22 protein-coding genes and 1 pseudogene are annotated in these 25,746 nt (G+C 68.7%); 19 read left to right on the top strand and 4 right to left on the bottom strand.

The genetic code is table 11. The features are described from left to right. Positions 1–435: 435 nt before the first annotated feature. Complete coding sequence (locus tag STHE_RS14425; protein ID WP_012873327.1) at positions 436–1,758, top strand: hypothetical protein; 1,323 nt, start codon at positions 436–438, stop codon at positions 1,756–1,758. Between the two features lie 66 nt (positions 1,759–1,824). On the opposite strand, the gene STHE_RS14420 is transcribed toward STHE_RS14425, so the two are convergent. The 3 genes from STHE_RS14420 to STHE_RS18215 all read right to left on the bottom strand — a co-directional run bounded on the left by STHE_RS14420 (position 1,825) and on the right by STHE_RS18215 (position 4,648). Continuing rightward, a complete protein-coding gene (locus STHE_RS14420) occupies positions 1,825–2,571 on the bottom strand; it encodes a TVP38/TMEM64 family protein (protein ID WP_012873326.1) in 747 nt (248 codons plus the stop codon). Between the two features lie 240 nt (positions 2,572–2,811). Further along, complete coding sequence (locus tag STHE_RS14415) at positions 2,812–3,516, bottom strand: flagellar brake protein (RefSeq protein ID WP_012873325.1); 705 nt, start codon at positions 3,514–3,516, stop codon at positions 2,812–2,814. 142 nt (positions 3,517–3,658) lie between these two features. Further along, positions 3,659–4,648, bottom strand: coding sequence for an LLM class flavin-dependent oxidoreductase (locus STHE_RS18215; protein WP_012873324.1), 990 nt, complete (start codon positions 4,646–4,648; stop codon positions 3,659–3,661). Positions 4,649–5,646: 998 nt separating this feature from the next. Between STHE_RS18215 and STHE_RS14405 the strand changes: the two genes are divergently transcribed. The 9 genes from STHE_RS14405 (at position 5,647) to STHE_RS14365 (ending at position 15,608) form a co-directional block, all read left to right on the top strand. Then, positions 5,647–6,912 (top strand): ABC transporter substrate-binding protein, encoded by a 1,266-nt coding sequence (locus STHE_RS14405; RefSeq protein ID WP_012873323.1) that lies wholly within the window; start codon positions 5,647–5,649, stop codon positions 6,910–6,912. Positions 6,913–6,998: 86 nt separating this feature from the next. Continuing rightward, positions 6,999–7,760 (top strand): ABC transporter ATP-binding protein, encoded by a 762-nt coding sequence (locus STHE_RS14400; protein WP_012873322.1) that lies wholly within the window; start codon positions 6,999–7,001, stop codon positions 7,758–7,760. A gap of 1 nt (position 7,761) precedes the next feature. Next, positions 7,762–8,499 carry an ABC transporter ATP-binding protein gene (locus STHE_RS14395; protein ID WP_012873321.1) on the top strand — a complete coding sequence of 246 codons (738 nt, stop codon included), beginning with the start codon at positions 7,762–7,764 and terminating at the stop codon, positions 8,497–8,499. 29 nt (positions 8,500–8,528) lie between these two features. After that, on the top strand, positions 8,529–9,419 hold the full coding sequence (locus STHE_RS14390) for a branched-chain amino acid ABC transporter permease (RefSeq protein ID WP_012873320.1): 891 nt from the start codon (positions 8,529–8,531) through the stop codon (positions 9,417–9,419). Next, the gene (locus tag STHE_RS14385; RefSeq protein ID WP_012873319.1) at positions 9,416–10,528 is read left to right on the top strand and encodes a branched-chain amino acid ABC transporter permease; all 1,113 of its coding nucleotides are present in this window, start codon (positions 9,416–9,418) and stop codon (positions 10,526–10,528) included. The genes STHE_RS14390 and STHE_RS14385 overlap by 4 nt, the downstream gene beginning before the upstream one ends. A 3-nt stretch (positions 10,529–10,531) precedes the next feature. Further along, positions 10,532–11,893, top strand: coding sequence for an aspartate aminotransferase family protein (locus STHE_RS14380; RefSeq protein WP_148220113.1), 1,362 nt, complete (start codon positions 10,532–10,534; stop codon positions 11,891–11,893). Between the two features lie 9 nt (positions 11,894–11,902). Continuing rightward, the gene (locus tag STHE_RS14375; protein ID WP_012873317.1) at positions 11,903–13,072 is read left to right on the top strand and encodes a M20 family metallopeptidase; all 1,170 of its coding nucleotides are present in this window, start codon (positions 11,903–11,905) and stop codon (positions 13,070–13,072) included. Beyond that, positions 13,069–14,427 carry a glutamine synthetase family protein gene (locus STHE_RS14370; protein WP_012873316.1) on the top strand — a complete coding sequence of 453 codons (1,359 nt, stop codon included), beginning with the start codon at positions 13,069–13,071 and terminating at the stop codon, positions 14,425–14,427. Before STHE_RS14375 ends, STHE_RS14370 begins: the two co-directional genes overlap by 4 nt. Positions 14,428–14,429: 2 nt before the next feature. Further along, positions 14,430–15,608: an amidohydrolase family protein gene (locus STHE_RS14365; RefSeq protein WP_012873315.1), complete on the top strand. Its 1,179-nt coding sequence runs from the start codon at positions 14,430–14,432 to the stop codon at positions 15,606–15,608. A 1,098-nt stretch (positions 15,609–16,706) separates the two neighbouring features. Here STHE_RS14365 and STHE_RS19120 read toward each other — a convergent pair. Further along, positions 16,707–17,444, bottom strand: a complete 738-nt coding sequence (locus STHE_RS19120; protein WP_012873314.1) for a helix-turn-helix domain-containing protein — start codon at positions 17,442–17,444, stop codon at positions 16,707–16,709. A 195-nt stretch (positions 17,445–17,639) separates the two neighbouring features. On the opposite strand from STHE_RS19120, the gene STHE_RS14355 reads away from it, so the two are divergent. From STHE_RS14355 to STHE_RS19685, 9 genes and pseudogenes are all read left to right on the top strand, one after another. After that, the gene (locus tag STHE_RS14355) at positions 17,640–18,449 is read left to right on the top strand and encodes a mycofactocin-coupled SDR family oxidoreductase (RefSeq protein ID WP_012873313.1); all 810 of its coding nucleotides are present in this window, start codon (positions 17,640–17,642) and stop codon (positions 18,447–18,449) included. A 28-nt stretch (positions 18,450–18,477) separates the two neighbouring features. Next, entirely contained in the window at positions 18,478–19,236 is a 759-nt protein-coding gene (locus STHE_RS14350) for an SDR family NAD(P)-dependent oxidoreductase (protein WP_012873312.1), read from the top strand. A 131-nt stretch (positions 19,237–19,367) separates the two neighbouring features. Next, entirely contained in the window at positions 19,368–20,204 is an 837-nt protein-coding gene (locus STHE_RS14345) for a mycofactocin-coupled SDR family oxidoreductase (protein WP_012873311.1), read from the top strand. Positions 20,205–20,218: 14 nt separating this feature from the next. Then, complete coding sequence (locus STHE_RS14340) at positions 20,219–21,049, top strand: mycofactocin-coupled SDR family oxidoreductase (RefSeq protein WP_012873310.1); 831 nt, start codon at positions 20,219–20,221, stop codon at positions 21,047–21,049. An 11-nt stretch (positions 21,050–21,060) separates the two neighbouring features. Then, positions 21,061–21,897, top strand: a complete 837-nt coding sequence (locus tag STHE_RS14335) for a mycofactocin-coupled SDR family oxidoreductase (protein WP_012873309.1) — start codon at positions 21,061–21,063, stop codon at positions 21,895–21,897. Between the two features lie 30 nt (positions 21,898–21,927). Further along, the gene (locus STHE_RS14330; RefSeq protein ID WP_012873308.1) at positions 21,928–22,731 is read left to right on the top strand and encodes a mycofactocin-coupled SDR family oxidoreductase; all 804 of its coding nucleotides are present in this window, start codon (positions 21,928–21,930) and stop codon (positions 22,729–22,731) included. Positions 22,732–22,803: 72 nt separating this feature from the next. Continuing rightward, complete coding sequence (locus STHE_RS14325; RefSeq protein WP_012873307.1) at positions 22,804–23,709, top strand: AAA family ATPase; 906 nt, start codon at positions 22,804–22,806, stop codon at positions 23,707–23,709. Positions 23,710–23,714: 5 nt separating this feature from the next. Further along, positions 23,715–24,629, top strand: a pseudogene (locus tag STHE_RS19690) (AAA family ATPase); the annotation flags it as partial. A gap of 183 nt (positions 24,630–24,812) precedes the next feature. Beyond that, positions 24,813–25,721 (top strand): vWA domain-containing protein, encoded by a 909-nt coding sequence (locus STHE_RS19685; RefSeq protein WP_425376009.1) that lies wholly within the window; start codon positions 24,813–24,815, stop codon positions 25,719–25,721. The last annotated feature ends 25 nt before the right edge of the window (positions 25,722–25,746 follow it).

Here is a 25,746-nt window from a genome sequence, read left to right as displayed (position 1 = left end):
GGCGCGGCAGCGTGGACCACAAGGGTTGGATGAGTGACGGAAACAGTAGGCGTGCCGAACGCGCAGGTATCAGTCAATTGTTAGGTCTGTCCCAGAATAGCACCGCGCCGCGAAAGCCGTCAAGACGCGAACAACGCGGTGCCGCACCGGCCCGGCAGTGCTTCCCCGCCTCACCGGTCCGTCGCCAGGACCTTCAGGCTATGCCTTCCTAGGTAATTTGGGTTGGGCAAATAGCCAGGATCTTGTACGGTATCCCGTCAACCCCTATGCTGTCTTCACACGCTTCCAACTCATGCCCTCTGAGGCCAGCAGGGTCTGATCGGCGTGTCGTCTCACAGCGACCATTGCGAAAGGAGGGACGGATTCCCCTACGGGCACGGCGTAGCCGTCGTCCCCGATCGACCGTGTTTTCAACGATGAGGGAAGGGGAGATCAATGGCGCATTCCCGATTCCGCGCGACCGTGTGGACTATCCTCATTGTCATGAGTCTGGTACTCTCCCTCGCGGCGACTGCGGTCGCTGCCCCTTCGGGGCCGGTAGCAGCCCAGTGTTTCGACGAGAGCTTGCCCGTGACGGTTGAAGAGACGCGCCTGGAGGCGATTCCGGAGGGCGGGACGGAGCCCGCCTCGCAGCAGATCCTTGCCCGCAGTGGGTTCGATCGCTTCGTGGACCAGTTCATCACCAGCCTCTGCCGGGCGCCGAACCTGCAGCAGGCCGAGAACATGATCCGCACGCAGGGTACGGCGCTGTGGCGGGCGGCGGTCGACCGCGCTCAGGGGCGCGGCCCCGCCCACGGCGACCTCGACCGCTACGACGACCGGCCGCTCTACTGGGCGCGCCTGAGCATGACCCGGGCACTGCGGCAGTGGGCGCCGCCCTTCCCGCTCAGCGACGAGGCGCGTGCTGAGTTGATCAAGTTGCTCGAGTACACCTCGCGAGGCATCACCTCGGTCGACTTTCCGGCCGGCGCGGGGGTCAAGCGCGTACTTGTCAGCGGCTTCGATCCCTACACCCTGAACCAGGAGCCGCGCCGCTCCAACCCCTCCGGCGCCAGCGCGCTGCAGCTCGACGGCCTGCTCATCAAGACCGACAGCGGCCCGGCCTTTGTCCAGGCGGTGATCTTCCCGGTGCTGTGGGGTGCCTTCGAGGAGGGCATCGTCGAGGACGCCTTCGGCCCTCACCTCATGGAGGGGCCACGGCAGGTCGATCTGATGATGACGATCAGCCAGGGCGGGGCGCGCCAGATGGCCATCGAGCAGTGGGCCGGCAACTGGCGCGGCGGCAGCCTGGACAACAACGACGTCAGCAGCCAGGGCATGATCCCGCTGGCCGCGAACTGGCCGCAGACCCCGGAGCCGACCTGGTTCATCGAGACAACGCTGCCCTATCAGGCCATGATCGACGCCGGCACTGGCCCCTGGCCCGTCTTCCTCAACACGCGCGTGCGCGTCTGGCCGGACCCGAGCAACCCCGGTGTCGGCTCCTGCATCACCCGCCCGGACGGTCCGCAGCCGGGCGACGCCGCCTGCGCCGGCGGTGGCGGCAATTACCTCTCCAACGAGAGCATGTACCGCTCGAACCGCCTGCGGCTGGCGCTCGGCCGGCATGACCTCCCCGGCGGCCACCTGCACATCGCATCGCTGATCTACCCGGAGGACTCGGCGGCGATCACCGACCCGGTGTTCGAAGAGTACCGCAAGGCAATTGTCGACCAGACCGTCGCCCTGGTCGCCGCTGCGGCCCGCGCCGTCCGCTGACCCGCGATCGGTTTCCGGCCTTGACCGGCGCCGGCCTCACCGTTTCGGTGGGGCCGGCGTCGCCCTTCAGGGCCGCGTTCGCTTCCACCAGGCGGCCAGGGCACACCCGCCCACGACCAGCCCGGTGATCGCCAGCGGGATCCAGATGAACTGGACAGCGGCGTGTCCCAGATAGGCGTAGAGCAAGGTCTGCGGGGCCACCCCGATCGCCGTCGCGGCCAGGAACCGGTCGAACCGGATCCCGGTCAGCCCGGCGGCGAAGGAGACGGCGTCGAAGGCGACGCCGGGCACCAGCCGCGTGATCAGGATGGCGGCGGTTCCCCAGCGGGCGAACCAGCGGTCGGCCGACTCCAGCCAGCCGCGGCCCACGACAGCCTCGATGGGCCCCCGGCCGAGCGCCCGCATCAGCCAGAAGCACACGCCGGCCGCCAGCGTATGTCCAGCAACGCTCAGCGCCCAGCCCCAGCCGACGCCGAAGGCCAGCCCGTTGGCGAACGACACCAGCGACGACGGTACCGGCGCCACCAGCGCCTGGACGACCATCAGGGCGAGGGAGGCAACGGGTGCCCACAGGCCGTAGGAGAGAATGTAGTGCCGCAGCCCCTCCGCATCGCCTCGCCCCAGGATGGCGGCGATCGCCCCAACCTCGGCGCGGAACTCGTCTGAGAGCAGGTACGCCAGCCCAAAGAGGGCCGCGGCGCCGAGCGTGACCACGACCTGGAGCGGCGGGACGATGCGGCGCTTCGCCCCCAGCCGGCGTGCCGCCATGAGGCGTTGTCTGGTGGATGATGCGCCCGGTGCCGGGGCGTTCACGCTGCCCTCTCCTCCCGCTCGTCGCGGTCGCGCTCGTCCATGTGGTCAGCCGACCCGGAGCCCTTTCCCGCTCGTCGCATAGGGGACAAATGACTCCGCCATGTGTCAGGATAGCCTTACAGGTGATAGCGAGGACTGTCAAGGCCGGCGACACGCAGCCCGGTGGCTTGTTCCACCTCTTCGCTACCGGTAAGGGGTGATCGGCATGCCGGGTCTGCCCCGTCGTCGAGCGGGCCCGGCCTAGTGGTCGCGACGTCGCCGGAGCCGGCGGCGCTGCTCCTCGAAGATAAAGCGGAAGATCGCCTCGCTCACCCGCTTGTCGAGATCGACGAATCGGCAGCCGAGTTGCCAGGGGCGCTGGAGCCCGTCGGGGCGCTCCTGGCAGTGCATCACCTCGACGACGGTGTCGAAGGGCGTCGGCGTGGTGGGGAGGGAGAAGACAAGGTGCAGGCGTTCGCCTCGATCGAGGCTGGTAGCCGATTCGAGTCGCACGCCCGTCGCGCTGAGATCGATGATCCGCGCATCGATGGGCTCCTCGCCGTCCGGCGTGATGCGAGCGACGGATTGCGGCCGAATCACGATGTCAAGGCGCACGGCCTCGCGGCGCTGCCTCGGCCGCCAGGGTGTGGTGCGTCGGAGGACGACACGCACGGGGTCGCCGGGCAGCACGCGATCGACGACGGCGGTTGCGACAAGCGGTGCAGCCAGCGTGCGAGACACGACGGCGGTCACGGTGGCACCGGTGAGGCGGGTAAGGTCGTCCGCATCGCTGCCGGATATACGGACGACGATCCTGCCTCGATCGGTGAGCCGCTCTTCGACCTCAACAGCGAAGCTGGTGATGCCGGCAGGGGTCGGCACCTCAATGGTCACGTCGCCGATGAAGAGCGAGAGCGGCAATTCGTCTTGGTGTACCGTCCTGGTGCGCTCGGAGACGTTGCTCATGCGAACTACTCGCCGAAGCGGTGCCACGCGCGCTGCGGGAACAGTAACACGGCGACAGTCCAGGCGGAAAGGGCGCCAGCCGGGACTTTGGTTCGAGTTCGGAGGCTGACGTGCCAGCCAGTGCCGCCGACGGACCGCCCCCTCAGGCGCGCAGGCGGGGGCCGATCACGCGGCGGAACGCTTCCACCTCGGCCCAGGGCAGCTCGTAGCTCGTCGCGGCGGTGTGGGCCGGGAAGAGGAAGACGCGCTCGACCCCGGCCTCTTCCCGCGCCCGCAGCAGCCGCTCGGCGCAGTACTCGGCCGGGCCGAAGAGCCCGAGCCGATCACAGATCTCCTCGGCCTGCGCCTCGGAAATGGACATCGGGTCGTGTCCCGGCGACAGGTCGACCCCGGCGTACCGCAGCCAGTGGAGGTTCGAGCGGCTCGGGTACGCGAGCCACGGCTGCCCGGGACGGAACCACTGCCGCGGCCACTGACACACCACCGCCCGGTCGCCGACCGCGATCGGGGTGATGAAGACCTCCAGAAGTTCCTTCGGGTCGCGCCCGGCGCGCTCAGCTCCGGCTGCCAGGTGGCGCCGGGCGGCGGCCACCATCTGCGGGTCGAGCCCCACCAGCATCACCGCGCCGTCGGCGACCTCCCCGGCGAGTTCCAGCAGGCGCGGCCCGGAGGCGGTCAGCAGTACGGGCAGGGTCCCTCCCGGGTGGTTCCGCAGGCGCACCGGCACGCCCTTGAACTCAGTCGTCTCCCCGGCAAGCAGCGTCCGGATGGCGCGCACGGCCCGGCGCAGGTCGTCGATCGCCGCGCGCGACTCCCCGGCGGCCTCGACCGAGAGGAAGCCGGGGCCGAGGGTAATGCAGGTACGCCCGGGGGCGACCTCCGCCAGCGAGTTGGCCAGCGCCGCGAGCACCAGCGGATGCCGGGTGACCGTGTTGGACGTGACCGGGTAGAGCGACAGCCGCGACGTGCTGGCCGCGGCGATACCCAGCACCACATAGCAATCGCGGCCGATGTGGTGGTGGTCATGGAGGCCCACCCCGTGGAAACCGGCCTCCTCACAGCCGCGGATGAAGTCGATCAAGGCCGGGAGCGGCAACCCCATAGGCACCCGAATATCCACCGCAACGGTCATGGCCTGTCCCCCATTCGGTCTGCACGATCCTCCGAAACCCGCTCGCGACGGTGCGGCGCTGCCCGTTCCGCCTCACGCAATGGCTACCGTCCAGGGCTTCTGTGGCTCGCCCGCATCCCCACTGAAAGGGCGTGTGCGGACGACCCATGCCCGTGGCCGAAGCCGCCGGGCTGACAACGAAAGCCCGCAGAAGCGGGCCGCGGGGAAAAGGTTCACCCGCATAATACCGCGTCCGCGAACTGGTTAGCGCCCGGGGATTTATCCCCGGGCACATGCCGGGCCCTCCACGCCAGGATGTCGGCCTTCATCTATCCCATATCCCAGCCGGCTTTAGCCGGCTTTCCTTGGCAGCCGGGCGGCTTTAGTCCCGGGCACATGCCGCGGTACGGGAACCTTCGCACTACCCACCCCGGGCCCAGACCACGGCGCGAGAACCCTCGCACCACCCCGTTCCCCGCACGGACGTCGGTAGCCAGGTGCGAGCTCCACCACAGCGGGATATCCTCCTCAACGCACTGCGGTGGCGTGAACCCGCTGTGTGGCGAGTGTGAAACATTATGTCTTGACACCGCCCCTGCCCGCCCCTATAGTCGCTTGCAGAGCCTCCACGTGAACTGCGGTTTGCGGAATCATGAGAGGGACACGGGTCTGTAATGTGTCCCGATCTCGCCCCCAGCTATGATGATATGGCGTGATAGCAGTGCAGGAATGCTGCGCTCCACGGCCGGCATCAAGCCCTGGTCCGTGGTTTCGTGGACACACGATGCGGCGCGTTCCGCTCCATCATGACCCATGCCGCGCCGTGCGCTGCCTGCGCGTGAGGCTGGCGGCGCCGGGCCGGTGGGAGGAGGTGCTCACGACCACCGAAGGAGGACGCGGCCTGCCGTGCGGCTGGCGCCAAGGGTGCCCCCACGCGGGACGAGCCTGGCCGGGTTGGCTGGCAGCCGTGCGTTCCGGTTCTGTGGTGTACCCACCGTCCAATGGGGGGGAGCGATACCGTGACGCCACGCATGCCTTTGCGCCTACTGACCTTCTTCAGCCTCCTTGCCCTGGTCCTGGTCGCGTGCGGCGGAACAGAGGGTGCACCCGTCACGCCGACCGAGCCGGCGGGCGGGGCAGGATCCGGGGCGGCAACCGCCCCGGCGTCGCCGGGTGCCGGCGGCGAGGATCCGATCATCATCGGCGCGGCCGTGCACCTGACCGGCTGGATGGCCGCCTACGACACCCCGCCCCTGATGGGCGCCCGGCTCGCGGTCAAGCAGATCAACGAGGCGGGCGGCGTGCTGGGCCGGCCGCTGCAGTTGATTGAGCTGGATGGGAAGACTGATCAGGCGACGGTCGGCAACGCGGCGATCCAGTTGATCGAGCAGGGCGCCGAGGTCTTGATTGCTCCCTGCGACTTCGACTTCGGTGCGCCCGTCGGCCGCGCCGCGCAGGACGCCGGGATCGTCGGTCTATCCACCTGCGCGTCGTCCCCGCTCTACGGCTCGGAGGCGCTCGGGGACATGCAGTTCACCGTCTCGATGTGGAACCAGACGATGTCGGCGGCGGCAGCCCAGTTCGCGTGCGTGGACATGGGCTGGACGACCGGCGCCACGATCGTTGACACCACGACGGAGTACACCCAGTCGCTGGGCGAGTACTTCGTCGACGCGTTCGAGGAGATGGGGTGCACCATCGTTAATGAGGACACCTATCTCCAGGGCGACATGCAGATCGACGCCCAGATCCAGCGTCTCCAGGGTCTGCCGGAGCCGCCGCAGGTGATCCTGCTCTCTACCAACATGCCGGACTACGCCATGATGGTGCGCGAGCTGCGCGCGGCCGGCTTCGACACGCCGCTCATGGGCGGCGACGCCATGGACACGGTCGAGTTCTACCCCGCGGTCGGTCCGGACGCGGGCAACAACATCTTCATCTCGACGCACAGCTTCGTGGGGCCCGGTGTCGGGCCGGCGATGGACGAGTTCCTCGAACTCTACGAGGCCGAGTACGGGGGACCGCCGGAGACGGCCTTCGCGGTGATGGGCTGGGATACGGTCAACATCATCGCGGAGTCGATCGAGCGTGCAGGGACCACCGACGGTCCGGCCCTCGTCCAGGCGATGGAGGGAGTGACCTTCGACCTCCTGAGCGGCAGCCTGACGTGGTCCGATGCCGCATCCGGTCACGCCCCCGACAAGGAGGCCTTCATCCTCGAGGTCAAGAACGGCGAGCCGACCTTCGTCAAGAAGATCAAGCCCGAGTACGTCCCGCCGATGTAGCGGCGAGGCGGCCCGGCGTCGCCCGGCTCCGCCGTCGTCGGTGATGGCGAGGCCGGGCGGCATGGTCGGCTAGAGAGCGGGTTCCCATGACGTCGCCAGCCGATGGTCGCGGGGCGACCGGATCGTTGGTCGCAATCGGGGTGGTCAAGACCTTCGCCGCGCTGCGCGCGGTCGACGGCGTCAGCCTGACCTTCAACCGCGGCGAGATCCTGGGGCTTATCGGGCCAAACGGCTCCGGCAAGACGACGCTGATCAACGTCCTCACCGGGATGCTGCACATCACGGCTGGGGAGGTCTGGGTCAATGGGACCAACATCACCGGGTGGGCGCCGCACCGGATCGCTCGGGTCGGGCTTGCCCGCACCTTCCAGGTGGTGCGGCTCTTCCACGAGTTCAGCGTGCTGGAGAACGTCGAGGTCGCGGCCCTGAGCTCCGGCCGCATCCCGCGGCGGGAGGCGACGGCGCGTGCCTGGGAGGCCCTGGAGCGGGTCGGCATCGCGCACCTGGCGCCCTGGCCGGCCGCGGCGCTGCCGCAGGGCGAGGAGCGCCGCGTCGAAATCGCTCGCGCGCTGGCGACCGCGCCGGAGTTCCTGCTCCTGGACGAGCCGGGCGCCGGGCTTACCGAGCCGGAGGTCGAGACGCTCCTGGCGACGCTCTCGACCATCCGCCGGGACCTGGGCTGCGGCATCCTGATCGTCGACCACGACATGCGTCTGATCATGCGGCTGTGCGACCGCATCCACGTGCTGAACTACGGGCGCACGATTGCCGAGGGAACGCCCGACGAGGTCCGCCGCGAGCCGGCGGTCATCGAGGCGTACCTTGGCGCCTCGGCTGAGGCGGGTTGAGATGCTGGCGGTAGAGGACCTCCACGTCCGCTATGGGGCGATCAATGCGCTCAACGGCATTTCCCTGCACGTCGACGAGGGGGAGATCGTCGGCCTCATCGGCGTGAACGGTGCCGGGAAGAGCACCACGCTGGGCAGTGTCGCCGGGATCGTCCGCCCATGGCGGGGGGCGATCCGCTTCCGCGACGTGTCGCTGCTGGGCCAGCCGCCCGAGGCAATCGTGCGCCGGGGCATCGCCCTCGTCCCTGAGGGACGCCGGATCTTTCCCGGCTTGACCGTCGAGGAGAACCTGCGTCTGGGGGCGGCGGTGCGGAAGGATCGGGCCGAGATCCAGCGCGACATGGAGCGCTGGTGTGCCTTCTTCCCGATCCTGGGCGAGCGCCTGCGGCGACCGGCCGGGACCCTGTCCGGTGGGCAGCAGCAGATGCTGGCGATCGCGCGGGCGCTGATGGCACGTCCGGCGCTCATGATGCTCGATGAGCCGTCGCTCGGGCTGTCGCCCAAGCTGGTCGACGATGTCTTTGCCCTCATCGGCGAACTCCGCGACCTCGGCACGACGATCCTCCTGGTGGAGCAGAACGTGGAGAAGACGCTGGCGCTGGTGGATCGAGCCTACTTGCTCAACGCCGGCCGGGTGGAGTTCGCCGGACCGCCTCGCACCTTGCGCGAGCACGCGGATATCGAGAGTGCCTACCTGGGGCGCCACGACGGTCGCGGCCCCGAGTCCGGGCCGGGTTAGCGCCGGCGATCGGCACAGGAGCGTGTACGTTGAATGACATCGTCCAGTTCGTCGTCTCGTCGCTCTCCCTCGGGGGGCTGTATGCCCTGATGGCGCTCGGGCTCGTCATCGTCTACGGCATCCTGCGGCTCATCAACTTCGCCTACGGCGAGCTGGTGATGGTCGGTGGCTACTCCCTGCTGATCCTGGGGAAGACCGTCTGGCCCTGGATCTTCGTGGCGGCGCTGAGCGTCGCGATGGCGGTGCTGGCGAGTGTGCTGATGGAGCGGGTCGGGTTCCGCCCGGTGCGCAATGCCTCCCCGACCACGATGCTCATCACCTCGTTCGCCATCAGCGCCCTGCTGCAGAACATCGCCTTGCTGACCGTGTCGCCCCGGCCGCAGGCCGTCCGCCTGCCGGGCTTCTTCGTGCAGACCCTGACCATCGGCGGCTTCCGGGTCAAGGCGGTCGATCTCATCAGCCTGGCGGTCAGCCTGATCCTGCTCGGCGTGCTCACGGTCTTTCTGCGCCGCACGATCATGGGCATGGCGCTGCGCGCATCGGCGGACGACTTCACCATGGCGCGGCTCCTCGGGGTGCGCGCCAACGGGGTGATCGCCGTGGCCTTTGCAATCAGTGGCTTCATGGCCGGCATCGTGTCGCTCTTCTGGGTGGGGCGCTCCTCGCTGGTCGAGCCGGCGGTCGGGCTCCAGCCGGTCCTGATCGCCTTCATCGCCTCGGTCGTGGGCGGGATGGAGAGTTTGAAGGGGGCGGTCCTCGGCGGCTACCTTCTGGGCTTCCTCACGGTCGGCCTGCAGTCGGTCCTGCCCCAGAGCCTGCTCGACTACCGGCAGGCCGTTACCTTCAGCATCGTGATCGTGTTGCTCCTGATCCGGCCCCAGGGGCTGATCGGCGGCACCTACGCGAGGGAGGCCCGGTGAACGCCAGGGCGCTGCACGTACCGCGCTGGGTTGAACGCGCATTTCCGCTCATCGTGCTCGTCGTTGGGCTGCTCGCCATCGCGGCCGGTACAGACCTCCTCGCCGGGCGCGTGTTCCAGCGCGTCGTCACCGTGATGTTCATCAACGTGATCCTGGTCGTGGCGCTGCAGATCTTCACCGGGAACTCCGGCCTGATGTCGTTCGCCCACGTGGCCTTCATGGCCATTGGCGCCTACGGCTCGATCTGGTTCTCGCTGAGCTCGCAGGAGAAGCGGCTGACGCTGCCCGACATGCCCGAGAGCTGGTTCCTGCACCAGGTGCACCTGCCCTTCATCCCGGCGCTGATCGCCGCCGGGCTGGTCGCCGCGGCGGTGGGCGCGGTGCTGGGAGTGCCGTTACTCCGCCTGCGTGATGCTTCCTTTACTATCGCTTCGTTTGCCTGGCTGATCATCGTCCACAGCGTCGCGCTGCAGTGGGACGCACTGACCCGCGGCTCGCGCACCGTCTTCGGCATCCCCCAGTACACGGGTCTCTGGACGGCCACAGGCTGGATGCTTCTCTTCGTGGCGCTGGCGTTCCTGTTCCGCGAGATGCCGCTCGGCCTGAAGCTGCGCGCGGCACGCGACGACGAGGCGGCCGCCTGGAGCATCGGCATCAGCAGCGCCTGGGTGCGCTGGGTCGCCTGGGTCTTCAGCGTCTTCGTCGCTGCCGTGGCCGGGGGCTTGTGGGCGCACTTCATCACTACCTTCTCACCCAACTCCTTCTACCTGCGCCAGACCTTCCTCATCGTGGCGATGCTCATCATCGGGGGGAGCGGCAGCGTGAGCGGCGCGGTCATCGGCGCCGTGGCCGTCTCCCTGACCTCCGAGGCGCTGCGCAGTGTCGAGAACTGGCTCAACCTCCAGCGGGCGGCGCAGACGGCGCTGGGCCAGGTGATCCCGTTCCAGCTTGTCGGCTTCACCGAGATTGTCATCGCCCTGGCGATGATCGCGGTGCTGATCCTGCGCCCGTCCGGCCTGACGCGGGGCAGGGAGATTCGCTGGCCGTTCGGACCGAAGCTCGACCGCCCCGCCGCCGTCGAGCCGACGCCCGAACGTGCCGGGTGGTGAGGGATGACCATGGAACCGCAGGCGATCGGCACCGCGGTGCAGGCGGCGTTCGAGCGCGACGCGCGGCTGATCGCGGACGCGATCAAGATCCGCTACAACCCGCTGGTGATCGACCGCGCCGAGGGCTCCCGCATCTACGATATCGAGGGCCGCGCCTACCTCGACTTCGGCGCGAGCTGGTCGCTGGCGCACCTGGGCTACAGCAACCCGCACGTGCGCCGCGCGGTCGCGGCTCAGCTCGAGAAGACGATGTTCGCTGGGCTGGTCTCCGCCATCAACCAGCCGGCGCTCGATCTGGCGGAGAAGCTCGTGGGGCTTGTGCCGGGCGACTTCCCGAAGAAGGCCTGGTTCGGCCTGTCGGGGTCGGATGCCAGCGAGGCGGCGCAGCGCCTGATCCGGCTGGCAACCGGCAAGCCGCGCCTGATCTCGTTCGTCGGGAGCTGGCATGGCACCACCGACGCCACCATGGCGCTCTCGGGGCACACTGCCTTCGCCGACGTGGTCGGCGGCGCCCACGTCACCAAGGTGCCCTACCCGAACCCCTACCGCAATCCGTTCGGCGGGGATGCCAGCCGGGTGACGGACCAGTGCCTCGGGTTCCTGGAGGACTATCTCTTCGCCACGATCTGCCCGCCGGGCGATGTCGGTGCAATCTTCGTCGAGACGGTGCAGAGCGACGGGGGCGACATCGTCCCGCCGCCGGACTTCCTGCCGAAGCTGCGCGCCCTGTGCGACCGCCACGGCATCCTGCTGGTGGTCGACGACATCAAGGTCGGGCTGGGGCGGACCGGCACGATGTTCTCCTACGAGCACGGGGGCATCGCGGCCGATCTGGTGCTGCTCGGCAAGTCGCTGGGTGGTGGGCTGCCGCTCAGCGCCATCGTCGGGCGGCAGGAGATTCTGGATGCCGGTACCGGGGTGGCGCTCTTCACGGTGTCGGGCAACGCCACGTGCTGCGCCGCGGGGCTCGCCACGCTGGAGGTGATCGAGCGTGAGGGGATCGTCGCGCAGGCAGCCGCCAACGGCGCGTACCTCCACCAGCGGCTGGTCGAGACCCTCGGGCGGCACGACATCGTTGGCGACATCCGCGGCCTGGGCATGATCCAGGGGGTCGAGCTGGTTACCGACCGGGCCAGCAAGGCGCCGAACCAGCCGGCCGCGGCCAAGATCGTCTACCGGGCCTGGGAACTGGGCCTGATCCTCTACTACGCCGGCAACTGGTCGAACGTGCTGGAGATCACACCCCCGCTCATCCTCAGCCGGGAGGAGATTGACGAGGGGGTCGCGCTGCTCGACCAGGCGTTCGCCGACGTGCTGGCCGGTCGGGTCAGCGATGCGGCCGTCGCCCGCTTTGCGGGCTGGTAGGAGGCCGGGGTGAGCGATCCGATCGTCGCCTACCTGCACGAGCACCTCCCGGACTACCTGCGCGACCTGGAGTTACTCGTCAATCAGGACTCCGGTAGCTACGACAAGGCGGGGGTCGATGCGGTCAATGACTGGCTCGCGCACCGGCTGGCGTCGCTGGGCTTCACTGTGACTCGCCACCGGCAGGAGCGGCATGGGGACGACCTGGTCGCCCGCCGCCACGGCCAGGGAAGCGCCCGGATCATGCTGCTGGGCCACGCCGACACCGTCTTTCCCCGCGGCACGACCGCCGAGCGGCCGATGACGATCGATGGCGACCGGATCCTCGGGCCGGGCACCTGCGACATGAAGGCCGGGCTGTTGACCGGGCTGTACGCGGTGGCGGCACTTGACCACGTGGGGTGGGACAACGTAGGCACCCTCAGCTACGTCGTCGTCTCCGATGAAGAGATCGCCGAGCGGCACTCGATCCCGCTGCTGATGGCGGAGGGGCCCAGGCACGACGCGATCCTGACGCTGGAGGCGGCGCGGGAGAACGGCGACATCGTGACCGCGCGCAAGGCAGTGCGCTGGTACACGGTCGAGGCGCGGGGCAAGTCGTCCCACGCCGGGGTCGAGCCTGAGAAGGGGCGCAGTGCCGTCCTCGCGCTGGCGCACCTGATCGTCCAGGCGGATGGGTTGAACGACCTGGCGCGGGGCCTGACCGTCAACCCCGGAGAGATCCGGGGCGGCGGCAACCCGAGCGTGGTGGTCGACCGGGCCTCGGTCCGCTTCGATCTGCGAGCCTGGAGCACGGCCGACCTCGACGCCCTGGCCGGGCGGCTGCGGGCGCTGGTCGACACGGAGTGGGTTCCCGGCGTCACTATGACCATGGCGCTTGAGCCGGGCTCGGACTGCCCGGCGATGGAGCGGACGCCGGGGGTGGCGGCCCTGGAAGAACTGGCCATCGCCATCGCCAGGGAGTTGGGATTCCCGCTGCGCGGGGCGGCCACCGGCGGCGGGTCGGACATCAGCTTCGCGGGCCACCAGGGCACGCCGGGGTTGGATGGGCTGGGACCGATCGGCGGCCTGGACCACGGCCCGGACGAGTACATCCTGCTCAGCAGCATTGTGCCGCGCACGGCGCTGCTCGCCCGGCTGATCCAGGCGATCGGCGACCGCGGAGGGAGGCTGGTGTGAGCACCGAAGCGACGACCGACGTTCCAGCCATGCTCGAGCGCCTGCAGCAGGACGGGATCGAGCACCTCTGGGTGGTGTACCACGACTACAGCGGGCGGGGCATGGCCAAGACGGTGCCGCGCGCGTCGTTCGAGACGGCGCTCACCGAGGGCGTGGTCTTCGCGCTGGCCAACCTCAACATGGACATCGGAGACCACCAGCCGCCGCGCGCCACCCTGCTGGCCAACACCGGCGACTTCCTGGCCGTGCCGGACCCGCGCAGCTACGCCGTGGTGCCGGTCGCCCCGAAGACAGCGCGGATGTACGCCTGGATGCGGGCCACCGACGGCTCGGTGTGGGAGGGCTGTCCGCGGACACGGCTGGACAAGGCCGTTGCCGAACTGGCCCAGGCCGGGTTCAGCGTCCAGTGCGCCTTCGAGCCGGAGTTCTACCTGCTGAACAAAGGGCCGGATGGCGAGTACCACCCGGTGAACCCCACGCGCATGATGACGCGGGACGGGCTGGCGGCCGAGATCAACCTGGTCCAGCGGATCATGCACGACCTGGAGCTGATGGGGCTGCGGATCCCCCAGTTCGGCAAGGAGTACGGGCCGGGGCAGTACGAGGTCTCGACCTACCACGGCCCGCCGATCAAGGCGGTCGACGACTACCTGACGCTCAAAGACGTGATCCGCGACGCGGCGCGTTCCAACGGCTACGTGGCGTCGTTCATGCCCAAGATCTATTCCGACTGGGCCGGCTCCAGCCTCCACGTCCACCTGAGCCTGTGGGATGCCGCCGGGGAGACGGACCTGACCCCCTCCAGCGCGGACAATACCTCGCTCTCCGACCTGGGCCGCCGGTTCATGGGTGGGCTGCTGCGGCATGCCCCGGCTCTGACCGGGCTCGGCTCCCCGACTGTCAACAGCTACAAGCGGCTGCAGCCCGGCTCCTGGGCCCCGGCCAACCCCTACTGGGGCTACGGGAACCGCTCGGCGGTGATTCGCATCCCGGGCGTCGGCACGCGGCGGCACATCGAGTACCGCTCCGGCGATAACTCCTGCCAGCCCTACCTGTTCCTGGCCGGGCTGCTCGCCGCCGGGCTCGACGGCATCCGCAATCAGATCGACCCCGGCGAGCCGTTCGATGGCGACGTCGGGCACCTGACGCTGCAGCAGATCGAGCGCTTGAACCTCGGCTTTCTGCCCCGCTCGCTGGAGGAGGGGCTCGCGGCGCTGGAGGCGGACGAGGTGGTCGCGGGCGCGGTGGGCGAGGAGGCGCTGCGTCACTTCCTGCTGGTCAAGCGTCACGAGCTGGCGCAGTACGACGTCCACGTCCACCCGTGGGAGCGAGACACCTATCTGGAGGTCGTGTAGACATGTTGGATCTAACACAGCTCCCCGTGGTCGACGTCCACTGCCACCCCTTCCTGAACCGGGGGCCGGTAGACGCCGAGCAGTTCACCGACCTGACCGCCTTCGGTGGCGGTTCGCGCCAGTACCTGGAGGAGGGCGGCGTCGCGGTCACCGATGCGGTGCATGCCGAGCTGCAACGTGTCAAGCGCTACACGCTCTACTTCCGGCGTATGCTGCGTGACCTGGCGGCGTTCTTCGGCTGCGCCCCCGACCTCGACACGGTCCTGGCCCACCGTAACCGCGCCGTGGAGGAGGACTACACCAGCTACGTGCGCCGGCTCTACGCCGAGGCCGGGCTCACCACGCTGGTGGCCGACTTCGGCTTCCCGCTGCCCATGCTCGACATCGAAGCGGTGCGGGCCGAGCTGCCGGTCGAGGTCGTGCCCATCTTCCGGATCGAGCCGCTAATCGTCGATCTGCTGGCGATGGACCTGCCATGGGCGGAGTTCCGCCAGCGTTACGACGACACGATTGCCGACGCGCTGCAGCACAAGGGCTACAAAGGGGTCAAGTCGATCATCGCCTACCGTACCGGGCTGGATATCTCGCCCCTGAGCCGCACCCCCGACCAGGGCTACCAGGCGCTGGACGCTATCCGCCGGGGGCTGGGGGGCGGCAGCATGAAGAAGCTACGGGACCACCTGCTCTGCCGGGCCCTGGAGCTGTGCATCGAGTACGACGTGCCGATGCAGATTCACACCGGTATGGGCGACTTCGAAGTCAACCTCGTCTACTGCCGGCCGGCCTACCTGATGGAGCTGCTGCGTTTCCCGGCCTACCGCGCCTGCCGGGTGCTGCTGGTGCACACCGGCTACCCCTACCACGGCGAGGCGGCCTACATGGCCAACGTGCTGCCGCGGGTCTACTGCGACGTCAGCGAGGGGATCCCCTTCGCCGGGCACGCCGCACGCCGCATCTTGAGCGAGGTGCTGGAGATGGCCCCCATCTCCAAGGTGGTCTACGGGTCGGACGGCTACGCACTGCCCGAAATCAACTACACCAGCGCCAAGCTGGGCAAGCAGGCGCTCGGGCAGGTCCTGTCCGATCTTGTGACCGACAACATGCTCTCCGAAGCCGAGGCGCAGGAGGCCGCCGGGCTCATCCTCTCCGGCAACGCGCGCGAGTTGTACCAGCTCGATTGACAGGCACCCTGCCCGGGACTCGGTCGGCTATCATCCCGAAAATGGTCAGCTAGAGCGGCCGGGGGAAAAGCGTTCACATGCCGGCGTTGGGGGCCCGCCATTCGTCGCGTGCCCGGGGCTCAAGCCGCCGGGCTGACAAGGAAAGCCGGCTGATGATGTTTCCAAACTAACTCGGACCATACTCGCCTAGGCACATCGATGCCTGCGGAGCGCTTAGAATCGTGCGTGGGTTGTGTCCTGTCGCACCTCGCAGCGGTCGACGGAGCGATAGTCCGATTCAGTTGTGAAAGACCATAAGCCGGCTGGGGAGATGAAGGCTCAGATCCCGGTGATACGGTGTCCAGCGTCTCGGCCTGTGCCCGGGGCTCAAGCCGCCGGGCTAGGAGGCGAAGCCCACTGAAGGGGCTGGGGACGCTGTATCCGATGGGAGGCCAGACCGGCTCCGCCCAGGCGTGGCCATCGCAGCCCCTTCAGTGGGCTTACCCCATATCAGCCCGGCGGCTTTAGCCCCGGGCACGGGCTGCGGCGCGGGGATCCTCGCACCACCCACGACCCGGCCGATCGCCACCCCAGCCGGCTCTAGCCGGCTTCCGTTGTCAGCCCGGGGGTGAACCCCCGGGCACGTGCCGACTGCGGACACCCATGCAATTCGCCAACCTCCAATAACCCCCGGACCCAAACCACAGCGCGGGAAGCCTCGCCGCCACCTGCCGCTGCGCCGTGCAGGCGTGGCGTCACTATGTGCGCCGCAGTCGATGGCTCCTGGCGCGGTTGGGGCCTCGATTTGGACAGGTGAGATGGACTACCATCAATGATGACCGACATGGCGGGCGATGGCTCGGTAATGGGGAGCATCCCGCTGCCGGTCAGGTCGTGTGTGGGCCGGACTCGACGTGAGAAGGGGGAGCGGCGGGCGTGATCGACCCGATCGTGGGCGTGGCGCTGACGTTTCTCATCGCTATCGGCATCCTGGTCTTGCAGGAGCGAAGCAACTGAGTGCGGAGCGCGGCCGGTGGGCCTGACCGGCGCGTCAGGACCGGGCCGATCCAGGTGCAGGACAACGCAATTGCGCAGAACCCGGCGTCTCCCGCCGGGAGCTCACACCGTGCCGTGAACTCCCGGTGGGTGTGTGCCGGCTGTGAGGTCGTGGATCGACGCGAGCCGGGTCTCCAGGGTCTCGAGGCGCCGCTGCTGACGGACCAGCACGCCGATGTAGAAGGCGGCGGTCTCAATGATCTCGATCTCGCTCGGGAGCAGTTGCCGGTCCTGGCCCACGGTGACCACAACCACCCCCAGCGGCTCGTCCCCGGTCTCCAGCGGGACGGCTGCCCCGCTGCCGCGAGCGGTGGGCAGCGGGAACCGTTCAGAACTCGACTCGAATAGCTCGCACTGACGCTTCATCAGCGCGCGGACCACCGCCCGGGGCGGCGCGCTCTGGGCGAGTTGCGCGGTGCGCCACTGGGGGATGCCGAACGAGGTGCACCACCCCAGTTCCTGCCGCTCGTCCAGGAGGTAGAGTCCGGCGGCGTCCGCTCGGAGCAGGAGGGTCAACCGGCGGATTGCCTCGCGCAGGAGCAGGCGTGACGACCCGGTGACCGGCACCGGTCCGTTCTGCCTGGATGGCGGACCATCGGCGACTGTGACGCTGGCGGGCGACGGGCGTCCCCGGTTCAGAAATCGGTCGAGCTCCGCCGGGTCGTAGCGGCGATGCCCGCCCGGTGTCCGCGACGGCGCCAGCAGCCCCGACTCTTCGGCCGCCAGCAACGTCATGCGGCTGACCCCGAGGTACTGGCACGCTTCCCCTACGGTCAGGAGTCGCCGGCCTCGTCGTGCCATCGGCTCCCTCCTGGTTCTCTCTGACCGCAAACGACGCGAGATCTCCACAAAATCGATTTGCGGCTCCATGTCATGAGTGCTATCGATACTGTAGCAGCGATTTCTTGTTAGTTCCAGAGGCGCGTCGAAACGGATCAGACGCAGTTGCGTCGCCGGGGGATGGCGGCGGATGCCGCAGAGTGCCGGAGGGTACCGGTGGTTACGCCGAACCTCGAGGGCAAGGTCGCCCTGGTGACAGGCGCGGCACGGGGGCAGGGGCGCGAGCACTGCCTCGCCTTGGCGCGTGCGGGAGCCGCCATCGCCGCGCTGGATATCTGCCGCGATCTGGAGGTTCCCACCTACCCGTTAGGCACGCGCGCCGAGCTTGACGCGGTCGTTGCCGCGGTCGAAGACCTGGACCGGCCTGCCCTGGGACTGGTCGCCGATGTCCGGTCGGCGGACGAGGTGGCGGCGGCGGTGGCCGAGACGGTAGCGACCTTCGGGCGGCTCGATATCGTCGTCAACAACGCCGCCATCGCCGGGAGCGGTCCGTTCTGGGAGCTGACCGAGGAGCAATGGGACGCCGTTGTCGACACCGACTTGAAGAGTGTCTGGCTGGTCAGCAAGTACGCGGCGCCGCACCTGCTGAAGCGACCGGGCGGCCGGATCGTCAATATCTCCTCGACGGCAGGCGCGCGGGGGCTGGCGCACTTCGCCCACTACAGCGCTGCGAAACACGGGGTCATCGGGTTGACCCGATCCATGGCCGTTGAGCTGGCACCGTACGGGGTGACGGTCAACGCCATCCTGCCGGGCGCGGTCGCCTCGCCGATGCTCGACGGGCTGGCCGAGGAACTCGGCGTGACCCCCGCCGATATCCACCGAGTCTTTCTCCACCATCAGCTCTTCGAGGAGGTTCTGGAACCGCGCGAGATCACCGAGGCCCTGCTCTGGCTGGTGAGCGACTCCGCGCGGCACATCACCGGGCACTGTCTGGCGGTCGATGGAGGCTGGCTGGTGAAGTAGCCCAGGAGCGGTCAACAGGGAGGGAGCCATGGCTGGCGGGCGCGTAACGGGCAAGGTCGCGATCGTGACCGGCGGTGGGTCCGGGATCGGCCGCGCGGCCGCGCTCGCGCTGGCGCGCGAGGGCGCGAAGATCGTGATCGCGGACTACAACGAGACCGCAGCCCATGCCGTCGCCCAGGAGATCAGCGCCGCGGACGGGGAAGCGCTCGGTATCCGCACCGACGTCTCCCGCGCGGCAGATGTCGAAGCCATGGTGCGGGCTACGGTGGAGCGGTTCGGGCGCGTCGACGTCCTCTTCAACAACGCCGCTGTTGCCCTCGTCGGCCGGGACAACCGCGTGACGGAGATCGACGAGGCGGTCTGGGATGCGGTCCTGGCGGTCAACCTCAAGGGCACGTTCCTCTGCTGCAAGTACGCGATACCGGCGATGACCGCGAATGGCGGGGGCTCGATCATCAACAACGCCTCAATCGCCGCGCTCGTCGCTGAGCCCGATCTCGATGCCTACACCGCCTCTAAGGGCGGTGTCTTGGCGCTGACCCGCTCGATCGCCGCCGGCTACGCACGCGACGGCATTCGCTGCAACGCCATTTGCCCAGGGCTGGTGCGAACGCCGATGACCGCTCCCATCGCGGACGAAACGCTCCGCCGCTTTGAGGAGGAGACGCTGTTGCCGATCGGTGAGCCGGAGGACATCGGCCACCTGGTGGTCTACCTGGCTTCGGATGAGTCGCGCTACGTGACTGGCGCGACCTTGGTGATCGATGGCGGCTACACCGTGCGGTGAGGTGAGGGGGTGCCCCCGACCTCGGGAAAGGAGGTGCCGCTGGTCTCACCCACGATGACTGCCCCGGCAGCCGTTGTACGGGGCGAATGAGGCGTATGTGTCACGGCAGCTAAGCGACCAGGAGGGATCCCATGGGCAAGCTTGACGGACGGGTTGCGTTGATCACCGGCGGGGCCCGCGGGCAGGGTCGCTCCCATGCTCTGACCCTGGCGCGTGAGGGGGCTGACATCGTGATCTGCGACATCGCTGCCCAGATCGACACGGTCCCCTACCCCATGGGCACGAAGGCGCAGCTCGACGAGACAGTAAGCCTGGTCGAGGATCTTGACCGTCGCTGCGTGGCGGTGCAGGCCGATGTGCGCGACGGTGCTCAGATGAAAGCGGTCGTCGACCGAGCGCTCTCCGAGTTCGGCAAGATCGACATCCTGCTGGCCAACGCCGGCATCTTCTCCTTCGGCACCATCGCCGAGATGTCGGACCAGATGTGGGCCGACATGATCGACACCAACCTCACGGGGGTGTTCAACTCGATCCGCGCCGTGCTGCCGCACATGATCGAGCGGCGCTCCGGGCGCATCGTGGCGACCTCCTCCATGGCCGGGCGCGCGGGGTTCCCGAACATCGGGCACTACGTCGCGGCCAAGTGGGGCGTCATCGGACTGGTCAAGTCGGTGGCGATGGAGGTGGCCCAGTACGGGATCACCGTCAACGCCGTCTGCCCGACGGGCGTCGACACCGACATGATCCAGAACGAGCATGCCTACCGGCTCTTCCTGCCGGATATGGAGAATCCGACCAGGGAGGATGCGGCCAAGGCGTTCGCGGCGCTTAATGCGCTCCCGATCCCGTGGGTCGAGCCGCAGGACATCTCCAACGCGATCCTGTTCCTCGTCTCGGACGACGCTCGCTACATCACCGGTAACGCCATGCCGGTGGCCGCCGGCCAGAACGCGAGCAACGTGGTCTAGCGGATCGAGCGACGATGGGCACGCTCGACGGCAAGGTCGCTCTCATCACCGGCGCTGCCCGCGGGCAGGGGCGGGCCCATGCGGCCCGCCTGGCCGCGGCGGGGGCCGACATCATCGCGGTGGATCGCTGTGCGTCGATCCCCGAGGTGCCATGGCCCCTGGCCTCGCCGGATGACCTGCGTGAGACGGCCGCGCTCGTCGAGTCGCATGGGCGGCGCTGCCTGACCCAGGTGGCGGATGTGCGCGACACGCGTCAGATGGAAGCCGCGATCGCCGCCGGCCTGGAGGCGTTCGGCCACATCGACATCGTCGTCGCGAATGCGGGGGCCGGGAGCTACGCCCGGGCCTGGGAGCTGACCGAGGCCGAGTGGGACGCCGTGGTCGATACGAACCTGAAGGGCGCGTGGATCACCTGCCGGGCGGTCATCCCGAGCATGATCGAGCGCGGCGCAGGCGGCTCGCTGATCCTCGTCAGTTCCACCGCCGGTCTCCGGCCCTACGCGCACATGGCGCACTATGTCGCGGCCAAGCACGGGATCGTCGGGCTGGCGCGTGCGCTTGCGGTGGAGCTGGCGCCGTACCGCATCCGGGTTAATGCCGTGCACCCCACCTCGGTCGATACCGGGATGATCCAGAACGAGGCCACGTACCGGCTCTTCCGACCTGACCTGGAGCATCCGACGCGGGAGGATGTCGCGCCGATCTTCCGGACGCTGAACCTGCTCGGTGTCCCCTGGCTGGAGCCGGACGATATCAGCGCCGCCGTCCTCTGGTTGGCGTCGGATGCGTCGCGCTACGTCACCGGCATCTCTCTCCCGGTCGATGCCGGTGCCAGCTTGAAGTAAGGAGTGCAGTCATGGGCAAACTCGATGGCAAAGTCGCGGTCATCACCGGCGGGGCGCGCGGGCAAGGGCGCTCGCACGCCGTAACCCTGGCGCGCGAGGGCGCTGACATCGTCATCTGCGACATCGCGGCGCAGATCGACACGGTCCCCTACCCGATGGCCACCCCGGCGGACATGGAGGAGACGGTCCGCCTGGTCGAGGATCTGGACCGGCGCTGTGTGGCAGTGCAGGCCGACGTGCGCGACGGTGCCCAGATGCAGGCGGTTGTCGACCGGGTGCTCTCCGAGTTTGGCAAGGTCGACATCCTGCTCGCCAACGCCGGGATCTCCTCCACCAGCACGGTGGTGGACATGACCGACGAGCAGTGGCGGGACATGATCGACACCAACCTCACGGGGGTGTTCAACTCGATCCGCGCTGTGCTGCCGCACATGATCGAGCGGCGCTCCGGGCGCATCGTGGCGACCGCCTCCATGGCTGGGCGTGTGGGGATGCCGAACATTGCCCACTACGTCGCCGCCAAGTGGGGCGTGATCGGGCTGGTCAAGTCGGTGGCGATGGAGGTGGCCCAGTACGGGATCACGGTCAACGCCGTCTGCCCGACCACGGTCAATACCCCCATGATCCACAACGACGCGACCTACAAGCTGTTCCGTCCGGACCTTGAAAACCCGACCGCCGACGATGCATTGGCTGCCTTCTCCAGCCTGAACGTCCTGCCGATCCCCTGGGTTGAGCCGGAGGACATCTCCAACGCAATCCTTTTCCTGATTTCGGACGACGCCCGCTACATCACCGGCACTGCCGTGGAGGTGGCCGCGGGCATGAACGCCAGCAACGCTGCGTGATCGACGTGCCGCGCTGAAGGGAGGCGCACGATGGGTAGACTCGACGGGAAAGTCGCCGTTATCACTGGTGGAGCCCGCGGACAGGGGCGCTCGCACGCCGTAACCCTGGCGCGCGAGGGCGCTGACATCGTCATCTGCGACATCGCGGCGCAGATCGACACGGTCCCCTACCCGATGGCCACCCCGGCGGACATGGAGGAGACGGTCCGCCTGGTCGAAGACCTCGACCGGCGCTGTGTGGCAGTGCAGGCCGATGTGCGGGATGGCGCCCAGATGCAGGCTGTCGCCGACCGCGCGATGAGCGAGTTCGGCCGCATCGACATCCTGCTCGCCAATGCCGGAATCGCGGGCTTCGCCAGCGGCGGCTCCTGGGAGCTGACCGACGAACAGTGGCGGGACATGATCGACACCAATCTGACCGGAGTGTGGCAGAGCTGCAAGGCGGTCATCCCCCACATGATCGCCGGTGGTCGCGGCGGGAGCATCGTCATCACGTCCTCGACCGCAGGTCTGAAAGGCTTTGCCGGGACCGGACATTATGTCGCGGCGAAGCACGGTGTGGTAGGGTTGATGCGTACGCTGGCGATCGAGCTGGCGCCGCACAACATCCGTGTCAACACCGTGCATCCGACCGGCGTCAACACCCCGATGGTGGTCAACGAGGCCATGGCGCAGTTGCTGGCGGACAACCCGTCGGCGATTTCCAACCTCCTGCCGGTCGAGATGCTGGAGCCGGTCGATATCAGCAACGCCATCCTGTGGCTGGTATCGGATGACGCCCGCTACGTCACCGGCGTCACACTGCCGGTCGATGCCGGCTTCACGATCCAGTAGCGCGGACGGGACTCGCACGGGTGTGCCCCGCGCGAGTCCCGTCCGCCGACGATGAACGGGGGAAGCCCGAGCATGACAGCGACGGTGCAGGCGATCTATCAGGCGGTGCGCGAGGAGGTCGTCGGCCGCGAGCGCGAGATCACCAGCATCCTGGCCGCGATCAGCGCCGGGCGGGACCTCCTGCTCGAAGGCCCGCCCGGGATCGGGAAGTCCACGATCCTGCGGACGATCACCCGCCACTACGATATCCCGCTGGTGCTGGTGGAGGGCAATGCCGATCTGACGCCGGCCAAGCTGATCGGCTACCACAACCCGGCCCAGGTGGTGCGCCACGGCTACCGGCCGGAGGACTTCGTGCCCGGGCCACTCCCCGACGCCATGCAGCGCGGCGGGTTCCTCTACATCGAGGAATTCAACCGGGTGCCGGAGGATACGCTCAACACCCTGCTGACCGCCATGGCGGAGCGGGAGATCACCATCCCGCGCGTCGGCACGCTGCGGGCGCTCCCCACCTTCCGGATCGTGGCCGCGATGAACCCCTTCGACAACGTGGGCACGGCGCGGATCAGCATCTCGATCTACGACCGGCTCTGCCGCCTCGCGATGGGCTATCAGAGCGAGGAGGAGGAGCGGCAGATCGTCGCCCTGCGCACCGGCAGCGATGCGACCCGCCTGATCGAGGCCGCCGTGGCGATCACCCGCGCAACCCGCGAACACCCGGAGGCGCGGCTTGGATCCTCCGTCCGCGGCGCGATCGATCTGGTGCTGGTGGCCCACCAGTTGGCGGAGATCCGCGGAACGCCGCTCAACGGCGATGGCGCCAGGTTTGAAGACGTGCTGCTGGAGGCCGCGTCGCTGGCGCTCTCCAGCAAGATCAGCCTGCACGAGACGACCGAGCGGACGCCGGAGGACGTGATCCGCGAGATCGTCGCCGGCATCGTCCCGGAGGCGGTCGGTGGGAGCAAGGACGGGGAGTGACAGGCGTGCAACGGCCCCGTGAGGACAACGGGCGCGTCGCGTTCGAAGAGGTCCGCGAGTTGGTGCGCGCGGACGTGGTCGGACGGCAGCGAGAGCTGGAGCAGATCGTCGCGGCGCTCAACGCGGGGCGCGATCTGCTCCTCGAAGGACCACCGGGCACGAGCAAGTCGACCCTGCTGCGCGCCATCGCCCGCGCCTCCGGCGCGCCGTTCATCATGGTCGAGGGGAATGCCGATCTGACGCCCGCCAAGCTCGTCGGGTTCCACAACCCGGCGGCGGTGCTGGCGCACGGGTACCGGCCGGACGACTTCGTTCCCGGTCCGCTCACCGAGGCCATGCTGCGGGGTGCGCTCCTCTACATCGAGGAGTTCAACCGGGTGCCGGAGGACACCCTGAACACCCTGCTGAGCCCGCTGGCCGAACGCAGCTTCGTCGTGCCGCGCTACGGCCTCGTCCGGGCGGCGCCCGGGTTCCGGCTCATCGCCGCAATGAATCCCTTCGACAACGTGGGCACCCTGCGAGTCAGCCAGTCGATCTACGACCGGCTCTGCCGTCTCGCCATCGGCTACCAGAGCGAGGAGGAAGAGCGGGCCGTCGTGCGCCTGCGGACCGGGAGCGGCAACGACTGGCTCATCAACGGCGCCGTCGCCCTCACCCGCGCCACGCGCACGCACCCGGAGGTCCGCATGGGCTCGTCCGTGCGCGGCGCGATCGACCTGGTGCTGGTCGCCGAACGCCTGGCGCCGCTCCGCGGGGTGGATCTCACGCATGCTGATAATGCGGCCAAGGACCTCGTGCTCGACGCCGCGCTGCTGGCGCTTTCCGGCCGCATGCTGCTGGCCGAGACGGCCGAGCGGACGCCGGAGGCGATCGTGCGGGAACTGTGGGAAAACGTCTTCTACTTCATCCCGCAGGCCGCCCGGGGCAAGCATGTCCTGGAGATCGACAACCCGATCGTCGCGCCCACCGGCCGCAAGCGACGCCCGCCGCGGCGTCCGGGGCCGATCGTCCTCCCGCTGCGCCCGGCGCCCGAGCCGGACTCCCTCCCCAAGGCGGGGAAGGTCGAGCAGCCGCCGCGCATCTACCGGCCGGACGAGATCGCGATGCTCACCGCCGAGCGCGGGGCGCGCAGCCCCCGCTCGCGTGCCGATATCCTGCGCGATCATCCCGGCGCTCGGCTGGTGCTGCGGGAGGACGGCCAGTTCGACGACGAGGCCTTCCGTGAGCTGTACCAGCAGGACGAGGGGGCGGCGCTCGCGCTGCTCGGGGACCTCTGGCCGGAGGCGCCGGACGACGACCTGCGAGATCTCACCCGGCGGTTGGCGCTCAAGATCGTCATCAAGCTGGCGCGGCACGACCCGACCACCAACGCCGGCAAGGGGAAGCTGCGGCCCGTCCGCTACCGCTTCAATTCCGACGACCTCGACCTCGACCGCACCATCGAGGAAATCGCCGGCAAGCCGTACCCGGAGTACGACGACTTCTGGGTGCTGGAGCGGGTCCGCGCCCGGCGCACCTACGTGCTCCTGCTCGACGTCAGCGGCTCGATGCGCGGCACCAAGTTGATGAACGCCGCGCTGGCGGCCGCGTCGCTGGCGCGCAACATCCGGGACGATGACTACGCCGTGGCACTTTTCTGGCGCGACGCGGCCGTGCTCAAGGGCGCCACGCAGGAGAAGCCCCTGGCCCGGCTGGTCGATGAGATCCTGTCGGTTCGCGCGCGCGGGCTGACCAACCTGCGGCTGGGGCTGGAAGTCGGCCTGCGTGAGCTGGAGCGGACGGCGACCCAGGAGAAGATCGGCATCATCTTCACCGACGGCATGCACAATCTCGGCGACGACCCACTGCCGCTGGCAGCGAAGTACCCGCGGCTCCATGTGATCGGCACCTCGCTCGAAGACAGCCGCGTCCGCGCCTGCCAGGAGCTGGCGGCTCGCGGGCGGGGCCGATGCGTCTTCATCGAGCGCATGGAGGACATCCCGGCTGCTGTCAGCTACTGCCTGTCGGCGTGACCGGCAGGGCGGGCGCGCCGGTAGT

Origin of the sequence: Sphaerobacter thermophilus DSM 20745, from assembly GCF_000024985.1 — a bacterium.
GTDB lineage: Bacteria > Chloroflexota > Chloroflexia > Thermomicrobiales > Thermomicrobiaceae > Sphaerobacter > Sphaerobacter thermophilus.
This window is presented reverse-complemented; position numbering and strand designations above follow the sequence as displayed.